Below are 21,842 nucleotides of genomic sequence, written 5' to 3'. Positions count from 1 at the left end.
GCGCACGGCGCGCCGGGGCGACACTCCCCGAACCGGCGGACAGCCAGGCGGTGTACGGCTGAACATGAGCTCATGCCTCTCTCCGCCCGCATCACCGCCCACACCGACATCGCCACCTCGCTCGCGCTCCTCGGCGACCGCGAACTCGCACAACTCCTGGCGGGTGGCGAGCCGTTCGGCACCGGGATCGGCGGCCGTCGGGCACTCGTCGAGGTGGACGGCCGGCCGGTCTTCGTCAAGCACGTACGCCTGACGGACGTCGAGCGGCACCCCGACAACCGGCTGTCGACGGCGAACGTCTTCGACCTGCCGCCGTACTTCCACTACGGCATCGGCAGCCCGGGGCTCGGTGCGTGGCGGGAGCTCGCCACGCACCGGATGACGACCAACTGGGTGCTCTCCGGCCGCTTCACCGGCTTTCCGCTGCTGCACCACTGGCGGGTGCTGCCCGACGAGCCAGGGCCCCTGCCGGACGAACTGGCCGACGTGGAGCGGACCGTCGCCCACTGGGGCGGCACCCCGCAGGTACGGGCCCGCGTCGAGGCCCTGCGCACGGCCACCGCGAGCCTGACCCTGTTCCTGGAGTACGTGCCGCACACCCTCGACGACTGGTTCGGCGCCCGGCTGCGCACGGACGCGGCGGACACCGCGTGCGACTTCGTCGTACGCGGCCTGGAGACCGTTGCCGATTTCCTGCACGAGCGGCGGCTGCTGCACCTGGACGCGCACTTCCGGAACATCCTCACCGACGGCCGGCAGCTGTACCTCACGGACTTCGGCCTCGCCCTGAGCCACCGGTTCCGGCTCACCGGGCAGGAGCAGTCCTTCTTCCGCCGTCATCGCGGCTACGACCGCGCCTACACCCTCACCCACCTGGTCAACTGGCTGGCGTACGAGCTGTACGGGTACGGACTCGAGGACCGCCGCGCCTTCGTCCGCGCCCTGGCCGGGGGAGCGCGGCCCGACGGCGTCCCGGCGGCCGCGGCCGCGCTCCTGGGCCGGCACGCGCCGCTCGCCGCGCGGCTGAACGACTTCCACGACCGCCTGATCGAGGAGAGCAGGCTGACCCCGTACCCGCACGACGAGCTGCGGCGCCTCTACAGCAGCTCCACGCTCTCCGCGTAGTGGCAGGCCACCGGGTGGCCGGTGCCCCGGTCGGTCAGTTCCGGTACCTGCTCGACGCACGCGGTGCGCTCGCTGTCCGTCAGCCGGGCCGCGAACTTCGGGCAGCGGGTGCGGAAGCGGCAGCCGCTGGGCGGGCGGACCGGGCTGGGGACGTCCCCCTGGACCACGATCCGCCTGCGGGCGCGCTCCTTGCGCGGGTCGGGCAGCGGGATGGCCGAGACCAGAGCCTGGGTGTAGGGGTGCGCGGGGCGGGTGAACAGTGTGGTGGACGGGGCGACCTCGACCAGGCGGCCCAGGTACATCACCGCCACCCGGCCGGCGACGTGGCGCATCACCGACAGGTCGTGGGCAACGAACAGGAAGGACAGGCCGAGCTCGCTCTGCAGGTCCATCAGCAGGTTGAGGACACCCGCCTGGATGGACACGTCCAGCGCCGAGACCGGCTCNGCTCGTCCAGGACGATCACCTTCGGCCGCAGCGCCAGCGCCCGGGCGATGCCGACGCGCTGGCGCTGGCCGCCGGAGAACTCGTGCGCGAAGCGGTTGCCGTGCTCGGGGTTGAGGCCGACGAGACGGAGCAGTTCCCGCACCTCGTCGCCGGCCCGCGGACCGTAGCGGCCGTGGATGCGCAGCGGTTCGGCGACGATCTCGTGCACGGAGACGCGCGGATCGAGGGAGGCGTAGGGGTCCTGGAAGACGATCTGCAGCTCGCGCCGCAGCGGCCGCATCCGGCGCCGGCCGAGCCGGGTCAGGTCCTGGCCCCGGTAGAGGACCTGACCCGAGGTGGCGGTCTCCAGGCTGAGCACCGTGCGGGCGACCGTCGTCTTGCCCGAACCGGACTCCCCCACCAGGCCCAGGGTCTCGTTCTCGTACAGGTCGAAGGAGACCCCGCACACGGCGTGCACGTCGCCCACCCGTCGGCGGACCACGCCGCGGGACATCACCGGGAAGTGCTTGACCAGGTCGCGGACCTGCAGGACCGGCTCGCCGGTGCCGCCGTGGCCGGGCAGCGGTGGCAGGGCGGCGGTTCGCGCGGGGACGCTCATGCGGGGTCCTCCTCGGCGTGCGTCGAAGGCGGTGTATCGGCGAAGCGCGCCAGCGCCTCGCTGTCCGCGCCGGCCGTGTCGAAGACGTCCGCGGCACCGGTGCCGACGAGTTCGCCGGCGAAGTGGCAGGCGCTGAGGTGGGCGTCGTGCCCGGCCCTGCGCAGGGGCGGCTCCGAACTGTCGCACGCCTCGCGGCGCAGGGGGCAGCGGGGCGCGAAGGGGCAGCCGGGCGGCAGGTTCAGCAGGGAGGGCGGAGAGCCGGTGATGGGGGTGAGGCGTTCCTCCTCGCGGTCCAGGCGGGGCAGCGAGCCGAGCAGGCCGAGGGTGTAGGGCATGCGCGGGGTGTAGAAGATGTCCTCCACCGACCCGGTCTCCACGATCCGGCCCGCGTACATCACGGCGACCCGGTCGGTGTGGCCGGCGACCACACCCAGGTCGTGGGTGATCAGGACCAGGGCGGCGCCGGTCTGGGCGCGGGCGGCCTGAAGCGCCTCGAGGATCTGTGCCTGCACGGTGACGTCGAGGGCGGTGGTCGGCTCGTCGGCGATGATCACATCGGGGTCGTTGGCCATGGCGATGGCGATGACGACGCGCTGGCGCATGCCACCGGACATCTCGTGCGGGTAGGTGTCGGCGCGCCGCTCGGGGCTGGGAATGCCGACCGTGCCCAGCAGTTCGACGGCGCGTGCGCGGGCGGCGCGGGACGTCAGGTCCGGGTTGTGCCGCCGCAGGGTCTCGGTGATCTGGTAGCCGACGGGGTGGACCGGGTTCAGTGAGGTCATCGGGTCCTGGAAGATCATCGCGATGCCGTTGCCGCGCACGTCGGACAGCCGGGCGTCGGACAGCCCGAGCAGTTCGGTGCCCTCGAACCGCACCGACCCGCGCACCCGGGCGGCGCCGGGCAGCAGTCCCATCACGGCGAGCGCGGTGACCGACTTCCCGGATCCCGACTCGCCGACGATGCCCAGCGAGTCGCCGCGCCCGAGCCGGTAGCCGACACCGCGCACGGCCCGGACGGTCCCGTCCTCCGTGGGGAACTCCACGCTCAGGTCGTCGACTTCGAGCACGGCCTCCGTGACCGGGACCTCGCGCACTCCATGGCTGGTGGTCGTCACTGGCGCACCCTTTGCTGCCGGGGGTCGAAGGCGTCGCGCAGCCCGTCGCCGATGAAGTTGATGGTCAGGGCGATGGCGATGATGAAGAAGCCGGGGATGTAGAAGAGCCAGGGCCGGGTGTCGACCGCTGTCTGCGCCTGGGAGACGAGCAGCCCGAGCGAGGTGTCGGGCGGCTGCACGCCGAAGCCCACGAAGGACAGGGCCGTCTCGGTGAGGATGCCGGTGGCCACCAGCACGGTCGCGTTGACGATGACCGGTCCGAGCGCGTTGGGCAGCAGGTGCCGGAAGATGATCCACGGGTCCGAGGCGCCGAGCGCCCGCGCCGCCTCCACGAACTCCTTCTCGCGCAGCGACAGCACCGTGGAGCGCACGACCCGGGAGACGTACGCCCAGGTCAGCCCGGCGATGACCGCGGCGATCCAGTACCAGGAGCCGCCGCTGCGCGAGGAGATGACCAGCGCGATCGCGAACAGCGGGAGCGTCAGTACGAGATCGGCGACCCTCATCATGATCGCGTCGACGACGCCCCGGTAGAAGCCCGCGACCGCGCCCCAGACCGCGCCGACGGCGGTGGAGCCGAGCGCGATCAGGATGGCGACCTTCAGGGAGGTCTGGGTGCCGCGCATGACCTGGGCGTAGGCGTCGTAGCCGGAGGCGTTGGTGCCGAAGGGGTGCTTCCAGGACGGCGCCTGGGAATTGTCGGGGGTGTACTTCTGGTACGAGTAGTGCCACAGGTGCGGGCCGACGAACGCCCACAGCACGATCAGCACGAACACGACCAGGCTGACCATGGCGGCCCGGTGGCGCACGAAACGGCGCAGCACCAGCCGGGTCCGGCTGCGGTACCGGACGGTGAACTCGTGGTCGGCGGGCGGCAGGTGGGTGCCGGCGGACCCGGGGGCCTCGGTGTCAGTCATAGCGGATCCTCGGGTCGAGTACGGCGTAGAGGAGATCGGCGACGAGGTTGAACCCGATGACGACGACGGCGGACAGCAGCAGCCAGGCCATGGTCCGGTAGACGTCCACGGTCTGCGCCGACTGGACGAGCATCTCGCCCATGCCGTGCCACTGGAAGATCGTCTCCGTGATGACGGCGCCGCCCAGGACGATCGCGACGTCCAGCGCGGTGACGGTGGTGAGCGGGACGAGGGCGGTGCGCAGGGCGTGCCGCACCAGGACCTTGCCGCGTCTGAGGCCCTTGGCCCGGGCCAGCCGTACGTAGTCGCTGTTCAGCACCTCGAGCATGGAGGCACGGGTGTAGCGGGTCCAGGAGGCGAAGGAGACCAGGGCGAGCGTGATGGTGGGCAGGACGAGATGGCCGACGTGGTCGGTGAACCGGTTCCAGGGGGTGTCGACGTCGAGGTACGGCGACTTCTCGCCGATGGTGCCGAGGAACTGGCTGCCGGTCTGTTCGTTGAACCAGATTCCGGCCTGCTTGAGCAGTACGGCGAACCAGAACACCGGCATGGCGAGGAACAGGAAACCGAAGAAGGTGATGGCGTAGTCGGCGGCGCTGTACTGGCGGATCGCGCTGAACACCCCGAAGATCACGGCCATGATCAGCGCGATGACGAGGGAGGCGGCGACCAGGGTGACGGTGACCCGGAAGCGGGTGAACAGGTCGTGCCCGATGTCCAGGTTGGCCTGCACGGACGGCCCCCAGTCGCCGTGCAGCACTCCGGTGATCCAGTTCCAGTAGCGCTCGGCCGCGGGCTGGTCGGCGTGGATGTGCCGGGCGAACGCGTCGACGGCGGCCTGGCTGGGGGCGGGCTGCCGTGAGGTGGCGAAGTTGGCGACCGGGTCGCCGGAGTTGATGACGACCAGGAAGACGATGAACGTGGAGACGATCAGGACCGGGATGGAGACGAGGATGCGGCGCACGGTGTAGGCGAGCATGCGGTCCTCCCTCAGCAGGGCCGGACCCGGCCCCGGGACCGCCGGGGCCGGGCAGGTGAACGAGAACGCCGCCGGGCCTACTTCTTCAGGCCCCATTCGGCGGTGTTGTACGGCGGGCCCACGTTGGTGGCGTTGTCCCGCATGTTCACGAACCGCGTCTGCACCGCGAGGAACGTCGGCTTCTGGTAGAGCGGCAGCACGTAGGCGTCGTCCACCACGATCCTGTCGGCCTGGTTGAGCAGCGAGGCTGCCTTGGCCTGGTCGGTCTCGCCGACGGCCTGGGTGATCAGCCGGTCGACCGTCTTGTCGCTGTAGCCGCCGTAGTTGCCGCCGCCGCCCGTCACCCAGTTCTGCTGGGCGTTGGCGCTGGGGAACGGGGAGCCGACCCAGGCGAAGACGATGATGTCGTACTGGTGCCCCACCAGGACGGTGCCGAGGTCGGCCGCGCCGATCGGCTTGATGGTGACCTTGATGCCGAGGCTCGCCAGGTTGCTCTGCAGGATCTGGCACTCGCTCTGCCGGATCTGGTTGCCGGTGGTGTAACGGCAGTTGAAGGGGCCGACGGCCTTGCCGTCCGGCGTCTTCAGGGCCGTACCGACTCCGGTGAACTTCGCGTCGACGAGGTACTTCTTCGCCTTCCCGAGATCACCCGACCCCTGTCCCGTACCGGTGACGAGATCCTGGTAACCGGCCTGGCCAGGAACGTAGTTGTGGCTGCCGAGCTGCTTGGTCTCCGGGTCGAACTGGCCGACCGTCTTGGAGACGATGTCCTCGATGCTGATCGCGGTGAACATCGCCTGGCGCAGTGCCTTGTACTTGCCGATCACCGGGTTGTGCAGGTTGAGGTCGAAGTGCTCCCAGATCAGGCCGTTGCCGATGGTGTAGGTGACGTTCGGGATGGCCTTGATCTGGTTGACCAGGTCGACCTCGGGCTGCGGGTAGATGGCCTGGACCTCGTTGTTGCGCAGGGCGGTGGGCTCCTGCGTGGCGTCCGTGATGACCTTGAAGATCAGCCGGTCCAGGGACGGCTTGGTCTTCCCCCACCACTTGGGGTCGGGCACGAAGGTGGCGTGGTCGTTGTCCGTCCAGTCCTGCATCCTGTACGGGCCGGCCGTCGCGTACTCGGACGGCGGGGTCTTCTGGAAGTACTGCCAGCCCTGGGTCATCTGCGCGGCCGTCATGTGCGCGGCGTCCCCCGCCTTGGCGCCGGAGAGCTTCTCGGCGACGTGCGCCGGGTAGAGCGGGTAGCCGGCGCCGAAGAGCTGCTTCCAGTCGGAGAAGGACTTGGCCATCACCACGGTGACGGTCCTGCCGTCGTCGGAGCCGGTGACGGACTTGATCCTGTCGTAGCCCGCCGTGCTCTGCGGCAGGCAGCCCTTGGTCTGGCTCGCGTCGCTCTCAGGCGGCGGAGGGCAGTCCCTGCCGTTGTTGGTGCGCCAGTAGTAGATGAAATCGTCGGCGGTGACGGGTGTGCCGTCGTTCCAGGACGCCTTCGGGTTGATCTTGTAGACGAGGGTCTGCGGGCTGGTGCTCGTCTGGGTCGCGGAGGTGACCAGATCGGTGTTGAGGGCGACGGAGAAGTCGGGCTGGGGGACGAAGACCTGGGGCAGTACGACGCCCAGCGCCTCACCGTTCTCGAAGGTGTTGCCGTTGGCGTCCTGGACGTTCCACTGCTGGATGTTCTTCTCCAGCGTGTAGGTGAACGTTCCTCCTGGCTTGGTGGCGCCGGAGTTGCAGGTGTTGGCCTTGCCCCGGGTACCGCAGGACGCGAGCCCGGCGGAGTCGTTCTTGCCGGGGCCGTCGCCTCCACCGCTGCTGTTGCACGCGGTCAGGACCAGGATGAGCCCGGCGGCGAGCGTGAGTCCCCTGGTGAGGGCCGATCGTTGCACGCGCATGTCCCTCCTTCGACAGGCGGAAGACCCGGCCGTGTCACGTCGGCCGGCGGCCGTGGGAGAACTGAGCTGCGCACCGACGGTAGAACGCTCCTGTACTTTCTTCGGTCCCGTGTTCATACCGGGACGGCGACAATTCCCTCTGGGTTTCCCCTCGGAATCCCCCACACCGGGCAAAGTCACCTGGTGGCGCGTCCGGAAGGGTGGATTTTCGGCCGACACCGCCAAAACCAGGCGGAGTTGCGGGCGTCCTCCTGAGGAGCTCGAGAACGGCCGTCGGCCGACCGGCCGTCAGCCGACCGGAACGCCCGCCTCCAGGTACACCGCCGCTCCGCGCTCGCGCGCCCGCAGCGCCCGTCGCAGCCGTTCGTAGCGCACGGGCGGCAGCAGGCCGGCGGCCTCCCACTCGGTGACGAAGCGGCAGTCGCGCAGTTCGGGGCCGGGCAGCAGCAGGCGCTCGGCCGCCGCGGAGTCCAGCCGTCCGCNCCGCCGTCGAAGAGGAAGCGCAGGCCGCCGAAGCCGGGGGGCGCGGGCGGCTCCCAGTCGACGACGAGCAGGCGGGGCACGTCGTCCAGCCGTATCCCGGTCTCCTCGGCGACCTCGCGCATTCCCGCGCGGGCCGGGGCCTCGCCGGGTTCGACGACGCCGCCGGGGAACTCCCAGCCGGGCTTGTAGGTGGGGTCGACGAGCAGCACGCGGTCCTGCTCGTCGAAGAGGAGGACCCCGGAGGCGACCGTCTCGCCGGTGGGCTCCGGGGTCTGCACGATGTCGCAGACGGGCACCGCACCGCTGCTGACGGCCTCGACGATCCGGGCAGCCGTCTCGTACGGGGTGAGGGCGCTGGTGTCGACGGGGTGGGCGTCGGCGGTGAGCCAGGAGGCGAGGGCGGCGCGGTAGGGATCGATGTGGTCGTAGGACCACTGCCGTACGCGCATCTCGCCGTCGGGCAGGTCGGGCGGGACCTCACGGCCGGCTATCCGCTCCCGCAGGATCGTTTCGGCCGGGGCGAGGAGGATGTGCCGGACGGTGACGCGGCGGGCGGCGAGGCCGCCGAAGATCTCGTCGCGGTACTCCTGGCGCAGCAGGGTCATGGGGACCACGAGGGTTCCGCCCAGTTCGGCGAGCATCGCGGCGGCCGTGTCGATCACCAGGCGCCGCCAGATCGGCAGGTCCTGGTAGTCGCCGACCTCGGCGAGGTGTTTGGGCGGCAGCAGATGCGTGAGCGCGCTGCCGATGACCTCGGGGTCGAAGAGCGTGCTGTTCGGGATCAGCTCGATCAGTTCCCGTGCGGCAGTGGTCTTCCCCGCACCGAAAGCGCCGTTGATCCAGACGATCACGGGTCCCCCTCTTCTGTTGGCCCCCTGTGGCTTGCCCGCTCCACCCTGCCACGGAAACCAGCCCCAGTTGAGGGGCGCCCGCAGGACGGCGCCGGCACCCCCGCGACGGGGGCACCGGCGCCGCGCCCGGCCGGGCCGGCCTCAGCGGTGGTGCCGCTGGGCCTCGTCGTCCGTGGGGAGGCCGTCCTGGCCCAGGGTCTGGTCGACGGCGCCCACGGCGTCCTTCACGGCCGGATCACCGAGCCGGCCGTGCTCGGCGGCGTGCGACGGAGTGACGGCGGCCACGACGAACCCGGTGGCCAGGGAGGCGAGGGCGAGCATGCTGCGCTTCTTCATGCCCCGTCCAACTGCCGTGACCGCCCGGAGGTCACGCCGCGGACCGCCGTGTGTCACCCCTTCGTCGAGCCCGGCGTCAGCGCCGCGACGAAGTGCCGCTGCAGGAGCGGGGGGACCAGGACCAGAGCCCGGAGGAAGTCGTTGTGGACCCGGGTGAACTCCGGGGTGGCCATGCCCGCTTCGCCGAACTCACGGTAGCGGTCGGCACACCGCTGGGCCGTGGTCAAGGAGACCTGGAACCGTTCCGCGGCCCGTCGCAGGGGCCGGCCCTCGTCCACGGACCCCATTCAAGTTCCCTCAACCGGGAGTTCCGTCACCAACCTCCTCGGCCAGAACACCTGGGGCGTGTTTCGCGGCGCGGGCACCGGCAGTCCGGTTGCGGGGCATCCAGGACGGAGTAGCCTGAATACAACAATGCCGCCTGATACCGGAGGTAGGCGATGTTTCTCCGAATGCTGCGACGCCGTATGCCGCGTGGGCTTGTCCTCCTCGGCAACGGCCGTCTGATCCGGGGCTTCAGCGGCGGCTTCTACGACGGTCACGGACACCAGTCCTGACACTGTCCACAAGTCGACCCGGGCCTGCCGCGGAGTCGCTGCGGCAGGCCGACCTCGGAGGGTGTGCGGTGACAGAGAATGCCGATGCCCTGGCAGCCCTGACGCGGATCCTGTCACCGCACTGCCGTGTCACAAGGATGTCCGGCGGAGCGCTGATCGCGGACTGGAGACGGACGCGATTCCTTGGAATGGCGACGGCTGACATACAGAAGTTCGCCGACGGAAGCCCCGAGGAACGCGCTGAACTCGTCACCGACCTCGTTCGTGCGGGGTGTGCCACAGCCCGCCGAAAGGAGCATTCGGACGTCGAGGTCGGACTCTGGCTGCGCGGAGTCCACCTGCTGATCCGGACCATGGGATTCGGGCGCGTTCTCCGGCTCCTGTCCTTGGCAGCCCCGGATTACGCCCGTGCGGACCCGGCCTCCGCGGGGGAGGTCGCGCGGCTGAAACGGGCAGTGCAATCGCACAGCCGCAGAAGCTGGTTGGTCAACGACGACTGCAAGGCCGAGGCCGTGACGGCCTTCGTCCTGCTGCGGCGGCGCGGTCTGACGGCCGTGCTTCACGTCGGTGTACGCGAGAGCCCGTTCGCCCTGCACGCCTGGACGTCCTCGGCCGGCCTGTGCGTCCCCGACGCCGATCCGCGCGGGCACGAGTTCACCCCGGTCCTGTCGATCGACTGCGGAGGGCGGTGACGTGGAAGCCCTCCGTCTCCAGTGGACCGGGGGCACGCCGAAGCTCTGGACGGCCGGGGCCATGGCACGGCAGGGACTCGTGACGACGGTCTCCTCACCGGCCGGTACCGCGGCGATCACCGGCTGGGTCGGCTCGGTCCGTGACCGCGCCGCGGGCGCGCGCAGCCTCCTCGACGACTTCGGCCGGCCGGGAGCCGCACCGCGTCTGCCGATCGGCGACTACGCGGCGGTCCTCGTGTACCGCGACCGCATCCTGCTGGTGCGGGACGAACAGGCACGCATCCCCCTGTTCTTCAGGGAGTCCGCCGGCCGGGTGAGCGCGGTGAGCACCTCGGCCCGCCGCCTGGGCGGCGCCGCAGAACTGGAACGCCGCTACTTCTGCCGGTATCTGACCGGGAACGCGGCCCAACCCCACTCGGAACTCACCCCTTTCGCCGGGGTACACCGGGTCCTGGCCGGCGAGGTGGTGGAGCTTTCGCTCACCGGGCGGATACGCGGCCGAGTGCGGCACCGCGTCCGTCAGGCGCAGGACCCGCCGGTACCGGCACCGGACGGACCCCGTATCGGCGATGCGGCGAAGGACCTGCGCCTCGCGCTGGAGAACGCTGTCGGGCGCCGTATGGGCGGGATGACGGCATGCCACGTCTCCGGCGGCATCGACTCCACCAGCGTCGCGTTGCTCGCAGCACGTCTGCTGGCCGCGGAACAGGGCCACTACGGGGACCTCGTCCTCATCACGGGGCGCTTCGGCGGGGGAGAACTGGCTGGGGAACAGCCCTACCTCGACGAGGCGATGGAGGAGATCCGCCGTCACGCACCCGCGGCCCGCCCGGTGATCGTCGACGTCGACGACGTGGCCGACTTCGACGACTTCCAGCACCACGCGGGAGACCCGGACGAGCCGCATGTGCACGCCTTCCGCGCCCCGTTCTGGGGCAGGCTTCATGCCGCCGCGGCGGAACTGGGCTGTGACACCCTCATGACCGGCTGCGGGGCCGATCCGGTCGCGGACGCCAACCCGCTCCATCTGCACAGGCTGGCCCGCACAGGACAGCTCCGGCAGATGGCGAAGCAGGCACGTGCCTGGGCCGCGGGCAGCGAGCGGGGCCTGCGGGACATCGTCCTGGACTACGTCGTGCGGCCGGCTCTCCCGTTGACAGCCGAGCGGATCACAGCGCTCGTCCGCCGCCCCGGAACGGTGCTCGGCGGCCTCGGCGACTTCACCCGCCCCCGATGGCTGCGGTCAGGGTTCGCGCGGGCTCACGGCTACCGGGAGGCCAGCATCGCGGAGAGCCGCTTCGTGTTCGGACGCCGGCCGGAACAGTCCCTCTACGACGCGGCCAACTACATCGCCGCTCCCGACCCGCTGTCCTGGATCCGGGCACAGCAGGACGGGTTCTTCCTCTCGCACCCCTTCCTCGACCCCGAGGTCGTCGCCACGATGCGTCGTCTCCCCGCCGAAGCCTCGTTCCGCCCGGGCCGTCCGAAGGCGGTTCTGCGCGAGGCCATGGCAGGTCTGCTCCCGTCCCGGATCCGTGACCGAGTGGTCAAGGTCCCCTTCAACCAGCTCTACACCCGCGGCTTGCGGACGCACGGCGACGAACTCATCGACTTCTGCCGCTCCGCGAGGCATCCGCTGACTGCGGAGATGTTCGACGTCGGGATGCTGTGCCGGGCAGTGAGGGAGGCTCAGCTCGGCATCGGTGACTCATATTCCTGGGATCGTCTGAACGGTTCTCTCGCCCTGGTGGTGTGGCTGGAGCAATTGGGCCGGTACTCCCCCGCACCCGGTGCGACCGTGCCGGTCAGCGCCGGCTCTTGACGTTCCACAGCGTTTGTTCGATCGGGCCTGTTTCGACGTCGACGAGACCGTACCGGCTCCTCACCGCCCGCGATTCCGCTTCGCTGAGTTCGCGGTCCTCCTCGCCGCTTCGCGCGATGACTTCCACCAGGCCTGCGCCATTCGTACCGAACTTCCAATACACAGTGACATAGCGGGGGTCCATCGTATGCGTGGCGATCGCGTTGTTCTCGTACGCCCTGCCGCGGTAGATGACGAAGTCGGAGGGCGTCTTGTTGTTTCTCAACCACTGGGGCACTTTGCCGCCGGACCAGGAGTATCCCTTCGACTCGAGCTGGTCCAGGCCGAGCCGGTCCTTGCGCGCGAAGCTCGCGGTGGCGTAGAACGCCAACTGGTCGTACGGTGTGTTGACGGGCAGTTGCACAAGTATTCGGGTAACGGACACATCGCCCGCCTCGGTCCAGTCGCCGACCGGCATCCATGGCTGTGCCGCCACCAACTCGCCGGGCTGGTTGATCTCCCTGCGGGAGAGTGGGTGTTTGTCGTGGAATATGCCCCACTGCTTGGCATCGGCACGCCACTGCTTGCGGAGCCGGTCCTTCGTGCTCAGCGGCACCCGTTCACCCATGGCGTGGAACTCGGTGCCAAGCAGATAGAAGCCCACATCGCTGCGGTTCTCGAGCCTGATGTCGACCGCTACGGCGAATGCCTTGCGGTCCTGACTCAGCACAGGTTTCCCCACTGTCATGGTGACGAGAGGCTTGGCCCCGTGCTGGTACGGCTGGAAGAGGTACTGGTAGCCGAAATTGGCTACCGCGAGACTCGAGGAGACGATCAGTGCCGCGGCCACCCGCTTCGGAGCGGGGATCACGACCGATGTCCGCCACACCGCGGAGACAGCCCATGCGGAACCCGCCGTGAGCAGGCTCCACAACACCAGGTAGGCGGTGGAATCGCCGTCCTTGAATGTCTCGAGCAGGAGTGTGGCGTTGGCCAGCAATGCCGCGACCACGCCGATCAGCGCGACCATGCCGGAGTAGGGGAAACTGTTCCGGAACCAGTGGTCCACCACCGCGGCGGCGCCCAACAACACGGTGGCCGAGACCAGGACGAGGACGGCACCGGTGACGCGACCCGTGTAGGTCAGGGCCTCGCCGAGGTCCTCGATGCCGAACCAGCCCAGCACCGGCGCCGTCACGAGGAGGACCAGCAGGATCAGTACCAAGGTCGCCGGTGACCCCCTGGTGCTCGTCGGGAACCGTGGCGCCCGCAGACGCGAGCCGACGCCGGACCTGTGGGGAGTCTTCACGTGATCACCTCCTGGCGCCGCAGGCCGTGCGCGGTGTGCCGGCGGTGACCGCGGCCGGACACCCGCCCGAGCCGGCCGGGAAGAGTCCCGCCGGCCGGCTCAGCCCGTGGGTACGCCGACCGCGTCCCATGCCTGCAGGACCGCGTCTCGCTCCTGCGGCCCGTAGGCGTCGGCGGCGTCCACCGTCAGCCGTGCGAACGACGCGAAGTCGGCGTCACCGGCGAGTGCGCCACGGGTGAGCACGTCGTACCAGATACGGCCGGCGTGATCCCAGGCGTGGCCTCCGCGCTGGGTCGCGGCCAGGTAGAAGGCGTGGTTGGGGATGCCCGAGTTGATGTGTACGCCGCCGTTGTCGGCGAACGTCTGCACGAAGTCCTTCATGTGGGCGGGCTGCGGATCCTTGCCGAGCTCATCGTCGTCGTACGCGGTGCCGGGCGCCTTCATCGAGCGCAGAGCGACGCCGTGGACACCGGGGCGCAGCAGTTCCTCCCCGACCAGCCAGCTCGCCTCCTCGGTCGTCTGGCCCTTGGCGTACTGCTCGACCAGGGACCCGAACACGTCGGACACGTGCTCGTTCAGGGCTCCGGACTGGCCGACGTATGCCAGGTTGGCGGTGTATTGGGTGACGCCGTGGGTGAGCTCGTGGCCGATGACGTCGAGGGACTGGGTGAAGTCGCCGAAAACACGGCCGTCCCCGTCGCCGAAGACCATCTGCTCGCCGTCCCAGAAGGCGTTGTCGTAGTCCCGGCGGAAGTGGACGCTGGCATCCAGCGGGAGGCCGTCCCCGTCGACGGACAAGCGGGACAGGGTCTGCAGATAGAAGTCGAAGGTGGCTCCCAGACCGTCGTAGGCGTGATTGACCGAGGTGTCCGGTACGTCGGTCTCGCCCTCGCCGCGTATGCGTTTGCCGGGCAGCTCCTGCCGGTGCTCGACGTCGCAGACGGTGCGGTCGGGATGGTCGGGAACCCGCGTCGGCGGGGCGGCGGTCGGGCCGACCTCGGCCGTCAGCCTCCGTTGAACGCGTTGTGCCGCGTCGAGCGCGAGGGTGCGGCGGGCAGGCTCGTGCACGGCCCGGTCCTCAGCCCGGGCCAGCCGGTTGAGCAAATGCGGTGGCACGATCGCACATGGCGTCGTGGCCACGGACCTGAGCGAGGAGCCACGGATGTTGTCGGTCATGGGATGTACCCCGATCGGTGGCGTATGGCGGTAGCGGGTAGCGCACCTCGTCCGCCGAACGGCGTCACCGTCGTCCGATCCGAGACCTGTACGTCCGCCTCGGGACAGTCCCGGAAAAACAGTGCTGTCGGTCCGTCAGACGCTGATACGGGCGGCGCGGCCCCGCAGAACGTCTCAATGCTGGAAGGTCGCCGGTCGCTGTGCCGCGAACATGGATTCCTCCCCACGGGTGAGGGGACGCATCCGGTTTCAACGCGCGATCCACGCGCGCGCGTGCTACCACATCAGTCTCCCTCCGCCATCAAGGGCCTGCAACTCAGCGTCCCGCGACTCCGTCTGTGGCCCGTCACCGCGGCTGGATGCCCTTGCGGCCTCGCGCACGTCGCAACCGGTACCGGTCCAGCGGCAACATCGGTGTGCAGGAGGGCGGGTGACGCGAGGTCCTGCGCCGCCTGGCAACAGAAGCCGGGCTTCTCCGGCAGTGACGCCGACGGCATCCCGGGCAAGTCGAGCGGGAGCGGGCCGAGTGTCCCCGACGTCCGACGGCAGCCTGCAGGGACCGCAACGGACTCCGTGCGTTGCTCCGTTTGCGGGACAGATCCAGCAGGCGCACGCTGGAGGGGAGCGCAGTAACAGCCCGGAGTGAAGAAATTCTCGCGCGAGTACCCCATGCGTAGGCGCTGTGCGAACGCCGACCGGGATCGGCCTCCGATCCGAGGAGGAGCGCGATGGTCTCCCTTTCGAACGTGCGGTTCGGCAAGACGGACAACGACGTCAAGACCCTGCAGAGCGCGCTGATCGAAGCTGGTTTCAGTATCCCTGCAGGAGCCACGGGCTCGTTCGGCCCGCAGACGAGGTCCGCCTACGCCGCCTGGCAACGGTCGATCGGCTTCAAGGGCTCGGACGCGAACGGGTTCCCCGGCTGCTCATCCCTGACGAAACTCGGCGCCACAGCCGGGTTCACCGTGGACTGTCGGCATCCCGGGTCCATCGCCAAGACTTCCGTCGAGTACACGAAGAATTCCGGGATCAGTACGGACGAGGACACCGCTCGCACGTTTGCGCTGGAGGCGTGCGCCAGAACAGGCGCCCCGAGGGAATGGGTCACCGGGGTGAGCAATGACGCGAACCTGCTCACCCTCATGCGACGGGAATCAGGTTTTCATGCCAACGCGGTGAATCAGAGCGACGTGAACGCCAAGGGACCGCGGCAGGCGGACGGAGCGAGACTCAACTGCTCCCGTGGGTACGCACAAGTGATCCCCGGCACCTTCGCCCAGAATCACCAAGCAGGCACGGTGAACCGGATCTATGATCCGGTCGCGAACATCGCAGCCGCCATCAACTACATCTGGGACAGGTACGGAGACATCTCCCAGGTTCAGCAGGCGAATCCGCACCTTCCGCCCCGTGGCTACTGAGGAGAGACCCATGCCCGCGTACGAGCCGTTCCCCGGAGCGGCGTTCTTCCGCGCAGGCCGACGCAGTCCGATCATCACTGCCATGGGCAAGCGCCTCGTCGCGGAAGGATGCGGGAAGTACCGGACGGGCCCGGGACCCGAGTGGACCGACGCCGACCGCCAGTCCTACGCCGCCTGGCAGCGCAAGCTCGACCTCTCGGCGAGTGACGCCGACGGCATGCCCGGCCGGCAGTCCTGGGACCGGCTCCACGTCCCGGTGACGAGTGCCGCGACCGCGCACGTCTCCTCTCCCGTACCGGGACACGCGGTGACAACTCCCTATCACAAGCGGGGGCCCCACTGGAGTCTGGGCTACCACACGGGTGCGGACTACGCCGCCCCGAAGGGTACGCCCTGTGTCGCCGTACTCAGCGGTTCCGTCCGCGCCGGGCATGACGGCAGCTTCGGCGACTACCTCGTGCTGAGGTCAGGCGGATTCGACTACTGGTACTGTCACCTCTCCCATCGGGACGTCACCAGTGGTTCCGTCCGCGCCGGGCAGCAGGTCGCCGAAGTGGGCTCGACCGGGAACGCCACCGGACCCCACCTGCACTTCGAGAAGCGCCCAGCCGGTGGTCGCTTCGGATCCGACGTGGCTCCCAGCTGGTGACGGGCACACTCGCGCGGTGAGTCCGAGGCCGCCCGTCGAAATCCGAGGTACCCACGCGTCGGTCACCCCGTACGGGCCCGCGACACCGACTTCGGCAACGCCCAGTCGGGGTCGGCCCAGCGGCCCGGATCCGTCGGATCGGGCAGGTCCGGGCGGTACTCGGGGTCCCGCTCCCGGCGGAGCCGGACGCTCGCGTGCACCATGGCGTGCTCGGGTACGCGGCGCGAGCGCCGGCCGGCGAGGACCCACAACGGGCCGTTCCGGTGGATGGCCGCGTCGGCGAACTCCTCGGTCACCGCGCAGGCCTCCTCGTACGCGCCAGGGCGGAAGATCAGGTCCTGGCAGACGCCGTCGGTGATCCACTTGAGGGTGATCGTCGAGAGCAGGGGATCGCCCTTCTTGTGTGCGAAGGTGCCGCCGACGTCGGAGTGGACGCCGGCGAACCAGACCTCCTGCGCCGTGTCGCACAGCGGCTCCGGTCGACGTGTCACCAGGAACTCGCGGAAGGGGCGCCGCTTCTCGTCCAGGGAAACGGCGTGGCGGATGCGGGCGGCGTTGGGGAGTTGGTGGGTGTAGGGCCACTGCAGATTGCCCGGGCGGAGGACGCCCGCCGCCTTCACGGTGTCCCAGACGCCGAGGTAGGCGACCGGAAGGGCGTAGTGGGAGACCTGCCGCGGATCGTTGCGCTTGACCGCCGTCCACAGCGGTTCGTGCTCGGTGCGCCGGCAGAAGGCGTGCGAGAACCGGGCCACCTCCCGCTCGCTCTTGTCGATGTCCTGGTCGAAGGCGTACTTGGCCACTGCGTAGGGGACGAGATTCTCCGAGCCGGCCCGCATGAGTCCGGGCTTGTTGAGCATCCCGACCAGCGCACGGGCGGTGTAGGCACCGCGGCTGAAACCGAAGACATGCACGAGGTCGCCGGGCTCCCAGTGCCGCATCAAGTAGGTGTACGCCTCGGCGAGGTTGGTCCTCAGCCCGGTGCCGAAGGCGAGACCGCACATACGGGACAGCCGGCGGCCGACCGGACCGCGGGCGGCGGCCGACGACATGGTGCCGACGCCGGGGTCGTAGTAAAGGAGCTGACGTGTCGGGTCGTCCGCCTCCAGCATCTCGAACAGCCGGACCACGTTGGTCGGGTGGCGGGCGCCCACCTGATCGCCCGTCCCGTCGAGGCAGATGACGATTCTGCGGGGCATATCGGCTCCTCGTCCGGCGGGCTCCTAGTGCCGCAACAGGCAACGTTCGCCCCGTCGCGACGCCCGGCACGCACTCTCGCCGCACCGCCCGAAAGCCCAAGTACATCCAGTACGAGGACTTCCGGCCGGCACGCCGAGAGCACGCACCGGACGCCGCTCCTTGACGGGCAAACGTTGCCTGCCGCGGCACTAGCGGAGGTCCCGGACGTTCCGGCGCGCCCGGCCCGTGGCCAGGGGACCGGCCGCGGTGCGCCGTCCGGGGTGGATCTGCTCCGCGAAGGCCTGGAGCGCGGCGGAGCTGTTCGGCGGCAGAACCGCCATCAGCCCCTGGTCCTGCGCCTGGGCCAGTGCGTCCGCCGCCTCGCTGCCCTCGGGAACGTGCACCAGGCGGACGTGTCCGTCGCCGGAACCCCGACGGTCCACCGGGGCGACGGCGCCGTGGGTGCCGTCGGGCAGGGTCACCCACAGACGGAAGTCGTCGTACCGGACGAAGTCCGCGCCCTTGACGGGCCAGGGGTAGTGGTGCTCACCGGGCACCTTGGGCAGGATCCCCTGGTGGTTTCCGTGACTCATGGGCACGCACGCGTTGAACAGGGAATCGGTCCACGCCTCCACACCGTCCGCGTCCTTGATCGGGGTGCGCAGCAGTTCCCCGGCCTCCTCGTACCCCAGCTCGGCGAGGGCGGGCAGGGTCAGCGGGAAGGCATCGACGAGTTCGGCCGCCTCCTGCCTGAGCCGCTCGACCTTCACCGGCTCCGCGCAGAACTGCATGCTCCACTCGATGCCCACCCGGGCGCGGTACATCCGCCAGCCGCCCGCTGCCTTGACCCAGAGGCTGCCTCCGTGGTGCATCTCCCAGTGCTCGGAGCCGACGGGCCGGGGCCCGTACGGCAGTTCCGCGTCGCTCATCTCGTCGAGAATCTTCCGCGCCGCCTTCTTCGCGGCGCGGAAGAACGACGACTCGAAGCGCTTGGGGTGCTCGACCANCAGCCGTATCTTCCAAGGATGGCTCTCCGATTCGATCCCTCCGGGCTCGAGCGTGTCGGAAGTCCGGGACGATGCGAGGGAACCCATGCGGGCCATGACCGACCTCCACGTACCAACCGCGGTCCGCGTCCGGCCCACGGTGCCGAATGCCCCTGTCTTCATCGTGCGCTCGGGGCAGGAGGTTCGCGAACCCGGGCCGCCGGAAACCCCGATGGGCAGGATTCACCAGCAGGGCGACCACGAGGTCATCCACCACCCAGCACCTCGTCGACGGGGGCAGGCTGGTCCCGGTGACGCCCGTCGAGGGCGCCATCACACCTGCCACGGCCCGTGCTGCCTGGGCCGCCACAACAAGATCTGCACGCCGCCGTGCGAGATCATCGGCAACGTCCCTGGCCTCGGGAACGATGGCCGAACCCGGACTTACGCCGTCCCCGACCCGGCAGGACGTGGTGACCGGGCGTCACGTCACGCGTCCTCACCCGCTCGACGACGAGGACCCGTACGCCATCGCCCGGTCCCTCCACCGGTCGGCCTCGACGCACTCTCGCACCGGCCCGCCCCCACCGGCATGACCGCGCTGCCCGACGCCCAGCGGCGAGTCGCCGGACACTCCGGCATCGTGCGCCGCGAGCACCTGCCGACGGTCGTCCGAGTCGCGCTCCGTCCGACGGCGGACGTCTTCAGCGAGCCACGCCGGTCCCGCGGCTTCGGCACCTTCGGCCAGGGCGCCGTCGACAGGCGCCTCGACGGCGCCCTGGCCGTGGCNNGGCCGATCTCCGGGAAGGACGCCCGACTCCGCGATCCGGGACCGCCGGCCCCGGAGCCCCGTCAGACCCCGGCGGCCGTCGCGTTCGCCCGTGCCCCGAGGGCGGCCGCCGCCGCTCCCACCAGGCCGGCGTCCGTGCCCATCTGGGCCGGGACGACCGTCAGGCGCCGGACGAAGGAGAGGGTGGCGTAGTCGGTCAGGGCCTTGCGGAGGGGAGCGAGGAGGACGTCGCCCGCCTTGCCCACGCCTCCGCCGATCACCGCGATGTCGATCTCGACCAGGGTCGCGGTGGCGGCGATGCCCGCGGCCAGGGCGCGGGCGGCGCGTTCGAACGAGGCCACGGCGACCGGGTCGCCGGCCCGGGCGGCGGCCGCCACCGCGGCGGCCGAGGTGTCGCCGTCGGGGCCCGGCCGCCAACCGCCCGCCAGCGCACGGCGGGCGATGTTCGGACCGCTCGCGATGCGCTCCACGCAGCCGCGCGAGCCGCACGGGCACGGGTCGCCGTCGAGGTCCACGCTGATGTGGCCTATGTGGCCGGCGTTGCCGGTCGGGCCGGGGTGCAGCCGGCCGCCGAGCACCAGACCGCCGCCCACGCCGGTGGAGACCACCATGCACAGCGCGTTGTCGTGGCCGCGGGCGGCGCCCTGCCAGTGCTCGGCCGCCGTGATGGCCACGCCGTCGCCGATCAGCCGCACCGGCAGACCGCCGGCGGCGGCGCGGGCCCGTTCGACCAGCGGATAGCCGCGCCAGCCGGGCACGTTCACGGGGCTGACGGTGCCCGCGGAGGCGTCCACCGGGCCCGCGCTGCCGATGCCCAGCGCCGCGGCACGCCCCCACAGCGGCGACGCGGCCAGTTCGCCGAGCACCTCCTCCACGGCCCGCATGACGGTGTCGCCGTCCTCCTGTGCGGGCGTCGCGCGCTGCGCGCGCACCAGGATGCTGCCGTGGCCGTCCACCAGCGCTCCGGCGATCTTGGTGCCGCCGATGTCCAGCGCGGCCACGAGGTCGGTGTGCATCAGAGTCGAATCTCCCCGTCAACCATGAGAAACCAAGAGGTGGGCGCAGCCCGGTCTCGCGGTGGGGGACGCCGGCCGGAGTGTGCGGTGCACAGTCTCTCGCGCGCATGACAACGTTGTCCAGGCTCTATGCTCGACGATGCCACATCCTCATACGAACCCATGGACCGCCGCATCCCCGTGGACGACAGGACAGGACGCCGCATCGTGCCAGAGACCGCCCGCCGAGCAGACCGCCCCGCGCCCCGTTACGGCACCCGTCCGACGATGAAGGACGTGGCGGCACGCGCCGGGGTCGGTCTGAAGACCGTCTCCCGCGTGGTCAACGGCGAGCCCGGCGTGACCCCGGACACCGAGCGGCGCGTCCAGGAGGCCATCGAGGCCCTCGGTTTCCGGCGCAACGACAGCGCGCGAGTGCTGCGCAAGGGCCGTACGGCGAGCATCGGGCTGATCCTGGAGGACCTCGCCGACCCGTTCTACGGCCCGCTCAGCCGCGCGGTGGAGGAGGTCGCCCGCGCGCACGGCGCCCTGCTCATCAACGGCTCCAGCGCGGAGGACCCGGAGCGCGAGCAGGAGCTGGCGCTGGCACTGTGCGCCCGGCGGGTGGACGGGCTGGTCGTCATCCCGGCCGGCGACGACCACCGGTACCTGGAGCCGGAGATCAAGGCGGGCGTCGCCACCGTGTTCGTGGACCGCCCGGCCGGGCACATCGCCGCCGACGTCGTGCTGTCGGACAACTTCGGCGGCGCCCGCGACGGCGTCGCCCATCTGATCGCCCACGGCCACCGCCGGATCGGCTTCATCGGTGACATGCCGCGCATCCACACGGCCGCCGAGCGCCTGCGCGGCTACCGGGCGGCGATGGAGGACGCGGGGATAGCGGTCGAGGACTCCTGGATGTCGCTGGGCGCCACCGACCCCGGACGGGTGCGCCCGGCCGCCGAGGCGATGTTGTCCGGGCCCGCCCCGGTCACCGCGGTCTTCTCGGCCAACAACCGGGTGACCGTCACCGTGATCCGCGTCCTGGCCGAGCAGCCGCGCCGGGTCGCCCTCGTCGGCTTCGACGACATCGAACTGGCCGACCTGCTCCAGCCGGGCGTCACCGTCGTCGCCCAGGACGCCGCCGCCCTCGGCCGCACCGCCGCCGAACGCCTCTTCCGCCAGCTGGACGGCACCCTCGTCGCCCCGGAGCGGATCGAGCTCCCGACCCGGCTGATCACCCGCGGCTCGGGCGAGCTGCCGCCGGCGGAGTGACCCCCGGGTCCTGTCGTCGCCTTCCCCTCGTCCGCCCGAAGGGGGGCCGCACGGCGACAGGGCCTACGGAGCGGAAGCGGTGGGGTTTCCGCGTCGCGGGGCGGTGAAGGACTCCAGGGCGGGGCGGGTCAGGCCGGTGAGCCGGGTGACCTCGGCAATGTCGAGGGCTCCGCAGTCCAGGCCCCGCAGCAGGTGGCCGCTGAGCGCCCTGGCGGTGGCGGGCTCCTCCATGACGTCGCCGCCCGCGCGGCCGGCGTAGCGGGCGAGGC

At 70.5% G+C, this 21,842-nt stretch carries 18 protein-coding genes and 6 pseudogenes; 7 read left to right on the top strand and 17 right to left on the bottom strand.

The window, feature by feature from the left end; genetic code table 11:
- Window positions 1–72 precede the first annotated feature (72 nt).
- Window positions 73–1,125 carry a protein kinase family protein gene (locus RH94_RS34415; protein WP_073952225.1) on the top strand — a complete coding sequence of 351 codons (1,053 nt, stop codon included), beginning with the start codon at window positions 73–75 and terminating at the stop codon, window positions 1,123–1,125.
- Here the strand turns inward: RH94_RS34415 and RH94_RS45605 are convergent.
- The 10 genes and pseudogenes from RH94_RS45605 to RH94_RS40100 form a co-directional block, all read right to left on the bottom strand.
- Window positions 1,098–1,571 (bottom strand): annotated as a pseudogene (locus tag RH94_RS45605) (oligopeptide/dipeptide ABC transporter ATP-binding protein); the annotation flags it as partial. The gene RH94_RS34415 and the pseudogene RH94_RS45605 sit on opposite strands and share 28 nt — an antisense overlap.
- A 1-nt stretch (window position 1,572) precedes the next feature.
- On the bottom strand, window positions 1,573–2,170 hold a 598-nt coding region (locus RH94_RS45600), incomplete at its 3' end, for an ATP-binding cassette domain-containing protein (RefSeq protein ID WP_234426244.1).
- The gene (locus RH94_RS34405; RefSeq protein WP_234426243.1) at window positions 2,167–3,285 is read right to left on the bottom strand and encodes an ABC transporter ATP-binding protein; all 1,119 of its coding nucleotides are present in this window, start codon (window positions 3,283–3,285) and stop codon (window positions 2,167–2,169) included. The genes RH94_RS34405 and RH94_RS45600, both read right to left, overlap by 4 nt.
- The gene (locus tag RH94_RS34400; RefSeq protein WP_073952223.1) at window positions 3,282–4,202 is read right to left on the bottom strand and encodes an ABC transporter permease; all 921 of its coding nucleotides are present in this window, start codon (window positions 4,200–4,202) and stop codon (window positions 3,282–3,284) included. Before RH94_RS34400 ends, RH94_RS34405 begins: the two co-directional genes overlap by 4 nt.
- Window positions 4,195–5,181, bottom strand: coding sequence for an ABC transporter permease (locus tag RH94_RS34395; protein WP_073952222.1), 987 nt, complete (start codon window positions 5,179–5,181; stop codon window positions 4,195–4,197). Before RH94_RS34395 ends, RH94_RS34400 begins: the two co-directional genes overlap by 8 nt.
- A 77-nt stretch (window positions 5,182–5,258) precedes the next feature.
- Entirely contained in the window at window positions 5,259–7,076 is a 1,818-nt protein-coding gene (locus tag RH94_RS34390; RefSeq protein WP_073952221.1) for an ABC transporter family substrate-binding protein, read from the bottom strand.
- Between the two features lie 288 nt (window positions 7,077–7,364).
- Window positions 7,365–7,558 (bottom strand): annotated as a pseudogene (locus tag RH94_RS45595) (ATP/GTP-binding protein); the annotation flags it as partial.
- Between the two features lies 1 nt (window position 7,559).
- A partial coding sequence (locus RH94_RS34385; protein ID WP_234426242.1) for an NUDIX hydrolase occupies window positions 7,560–8,410 on the bottom strand: 851 nt, incomplete at its 3' end.
- A 141-nt stretch (window positions 8,411–8,551) separates the two neighbouring features.
- A complete protein-coding gene (locus RH94_RS34380) occupies window positions 8,552–8,746 on the bottom strand; it encodes a hypothetical protein (protein ID WP_073952220.1) in 195 nt (64 codons plus the stop codon).
- A gap of 167 nt (window positions 8,747–8,913) precedes the next feature.
- Window positions 8,914–9,033 (bottom strand): annotated as a pseudogene (locus RH94_RS40100) (helix-turn-helix domain-containing protein); the annotation flags it as partial.
- Between the two features lie 407 nt (window positions 9,034–9,440).
- Between RH94_RS40100 and RH94_RS46485 the strand changes: the two are divergent.
- Complete coding sequence (locus RH94_RS46485; RefSeq protein ID WP_324614342.1) at window positions 9,441–9,995, top strand: lasso peptide biosynthesis B2 protein; 555 nt, start codon at window positions 9,441–9,443, stop codon at window positions 9,993–9,995.
- Window position 9,996: 1 nt separating this feature from the next.
- Window positions 9,997–11,817 (top strand): asparagine synthase-related protein, encoded by a 1,821-nt coding sequence (locus RH94_RS34365; RefSeq protein WP_073952218.1) that lies wholly within the window; start codon window positions 9,997–9,999, stop codon window positions 11,815–11,817.
- Here the strand turns inward: RH94_RS34365 and RH94_RS34360 are convergent.
- Both RH94_RS34360 and RH94_RS34355 read right to left on the bottom strand, forming a co-directional pair.
- Window positions 11,801–13,021 carry a hypothetical protein gene (locus tag RH94_RS34360; protein WP_234426240.1) on the bottom strand — a complete coding sequence of 407 codons (1,221 nt, stop codon included), beginning with the start codon at window positions 13,019–13,021 and terminating at the stop codon, window positions 11,801–11,803. The genes RH94_RS34365 and RH94_RS34360 overlap by 17 nt on opposite strands.
- 183 nt (window positions 13,022–13,204) lie before the next feature.
- A complete protein-coding gene (locus RH94_RS34355; RefSeq protein WP_073952217.1) occupies window positions 13,205–14,281 on the bottom strand; it encodes a M4 family metallopeptidase in 1,077 nt (358 codons plus the stop codon).
- A 728-nt stretch (window positions 14,282–15,009) separates the two neighbouring features.
- On the opposite strand from RH94_RS34355, the gene RH94_RS45585 reads away from it, so the two are divergent.
- From RH94_RS45585 to RH94_RS45575, 3 genes and pseudogenes are all read left to right on the top strand, one after another.
- Window positions 15,010–15,702 carry a transglycosylase SLT domain-containing protein gene (locus tag RH94_RS45585; RefSeq protein ID WP_073952215.1) on the top strand — a complete coding sequence of 231 codons (693 nt, stop codon included), beginning with the start codon at window positions 15,010–15,012 and terminating at the stop codon, window positions 15,700–15,702.
- 7 nt (window positions 15,703–15,709) lie between these two features.
- Window positions 15,710–15,958, top strand: a pseudogene (locus RH94_RS45580) (peptidoglycan-binding protein); the annotation flags it as partial.
- Window positions 15,959–16,351, top strand: coding sequence for a M23 family metallopeptidase (locus tag RH94_RS45575; protein ID WP_234426258.1), 393 nt, complete (start codon window positions 15,959–15,961; stop codon window positions 16,349–16,351). It begins immediately after the preceding pseudogene.
- A 62-nt stretch (window positions 16,352–16,413) separates the two neighbouring features.
- On the opposite strand, the gene RH94_RS34330 is transcribed toward RH94_RS45575, so the two are convergent.
- The 4 genes and pseudogenes from RH94_RS34330 to RH94_RS34320 form a co-directional block, all read right to left on the bottom strand.
- Entirely contained in the window at window positions 16,414–17,547 is a 1,134-nt protein-coding gene (locus RH94_RS34330) for a DUF2235 domain-containing protein (RefSeq protein WP_073952214.1), read from the bottom strand.
- Window positions 17,548–17,736: 189 nt separating this feature from the next.
- Window positions 17,737–18,533 (bottom strand): annotated as a pseudogene (locus RH94_RS34325) (DUF6424 family protein); the annotation flags it as partial.
- A 1-nt stretch (window position 18,534) separates the two neighbouring features.
- On the bottom strand, window positions 18,535–18,621 hold an 87-nt coding region (locus RH94_RS45570), incomplete at its 3' end, for a hypothetical protein (protein ID WP_234426257.1).
- 744 nt (window positions 18,622–19,365) lie between these two features.
- On the bottom strand, window positions 19,366–20,319 hold the full coding sequence (locus tag RH94_RS34320; RefSeq protein WP_073952212.1) for an ROK family protein: 954 nt from the start codon (window positions 20,317–20,319) through the stop codon (window positions 19,366–19,368).
- Between the two features lie 162 nt (window positions 20,320–20,481).
- Between RH94_RS34320 and RH94_RS34315 the strand changes: the two genes are divergently transcribed.
- On the top strand, window positions 20,482–21,573 hold the full coding sequence (locus RH94_RS34315; protein WP_199881126.1) for a LacI family DNA-binding transcriptional regulator: 1,092 nt from the start codon (window positions 20,482–20,484) through the stop codon (window positions 21,571–21,573).
- A 63-nt stretch (window positions 21,574–21,636) separates the two neighbouring features.
- Here RH94_RS34315 and RH94_RS45565 read toward each other — a convergent pair.
- Window positions 21,637–21,842, bottom strand: a pseudogene (locus RH94_RS45565) (DUF6986 family protein); the annotation flags it as partial.

This window comes from Streptomyces kebangsaanensis (genome assembly GCF_001906585.1).
GTDB lineage: Bacteria > Actinomycetota > Actinomycetes > Streptomycetales > Streptomycetaceae > Streptomyces > Streptomyces kebangsaanensis.
The sequence above is the reverse complement of the archived record's forward strand: the minus strand, read 5'-3'. Positions and strand labels throughout refer to the sequence as shown.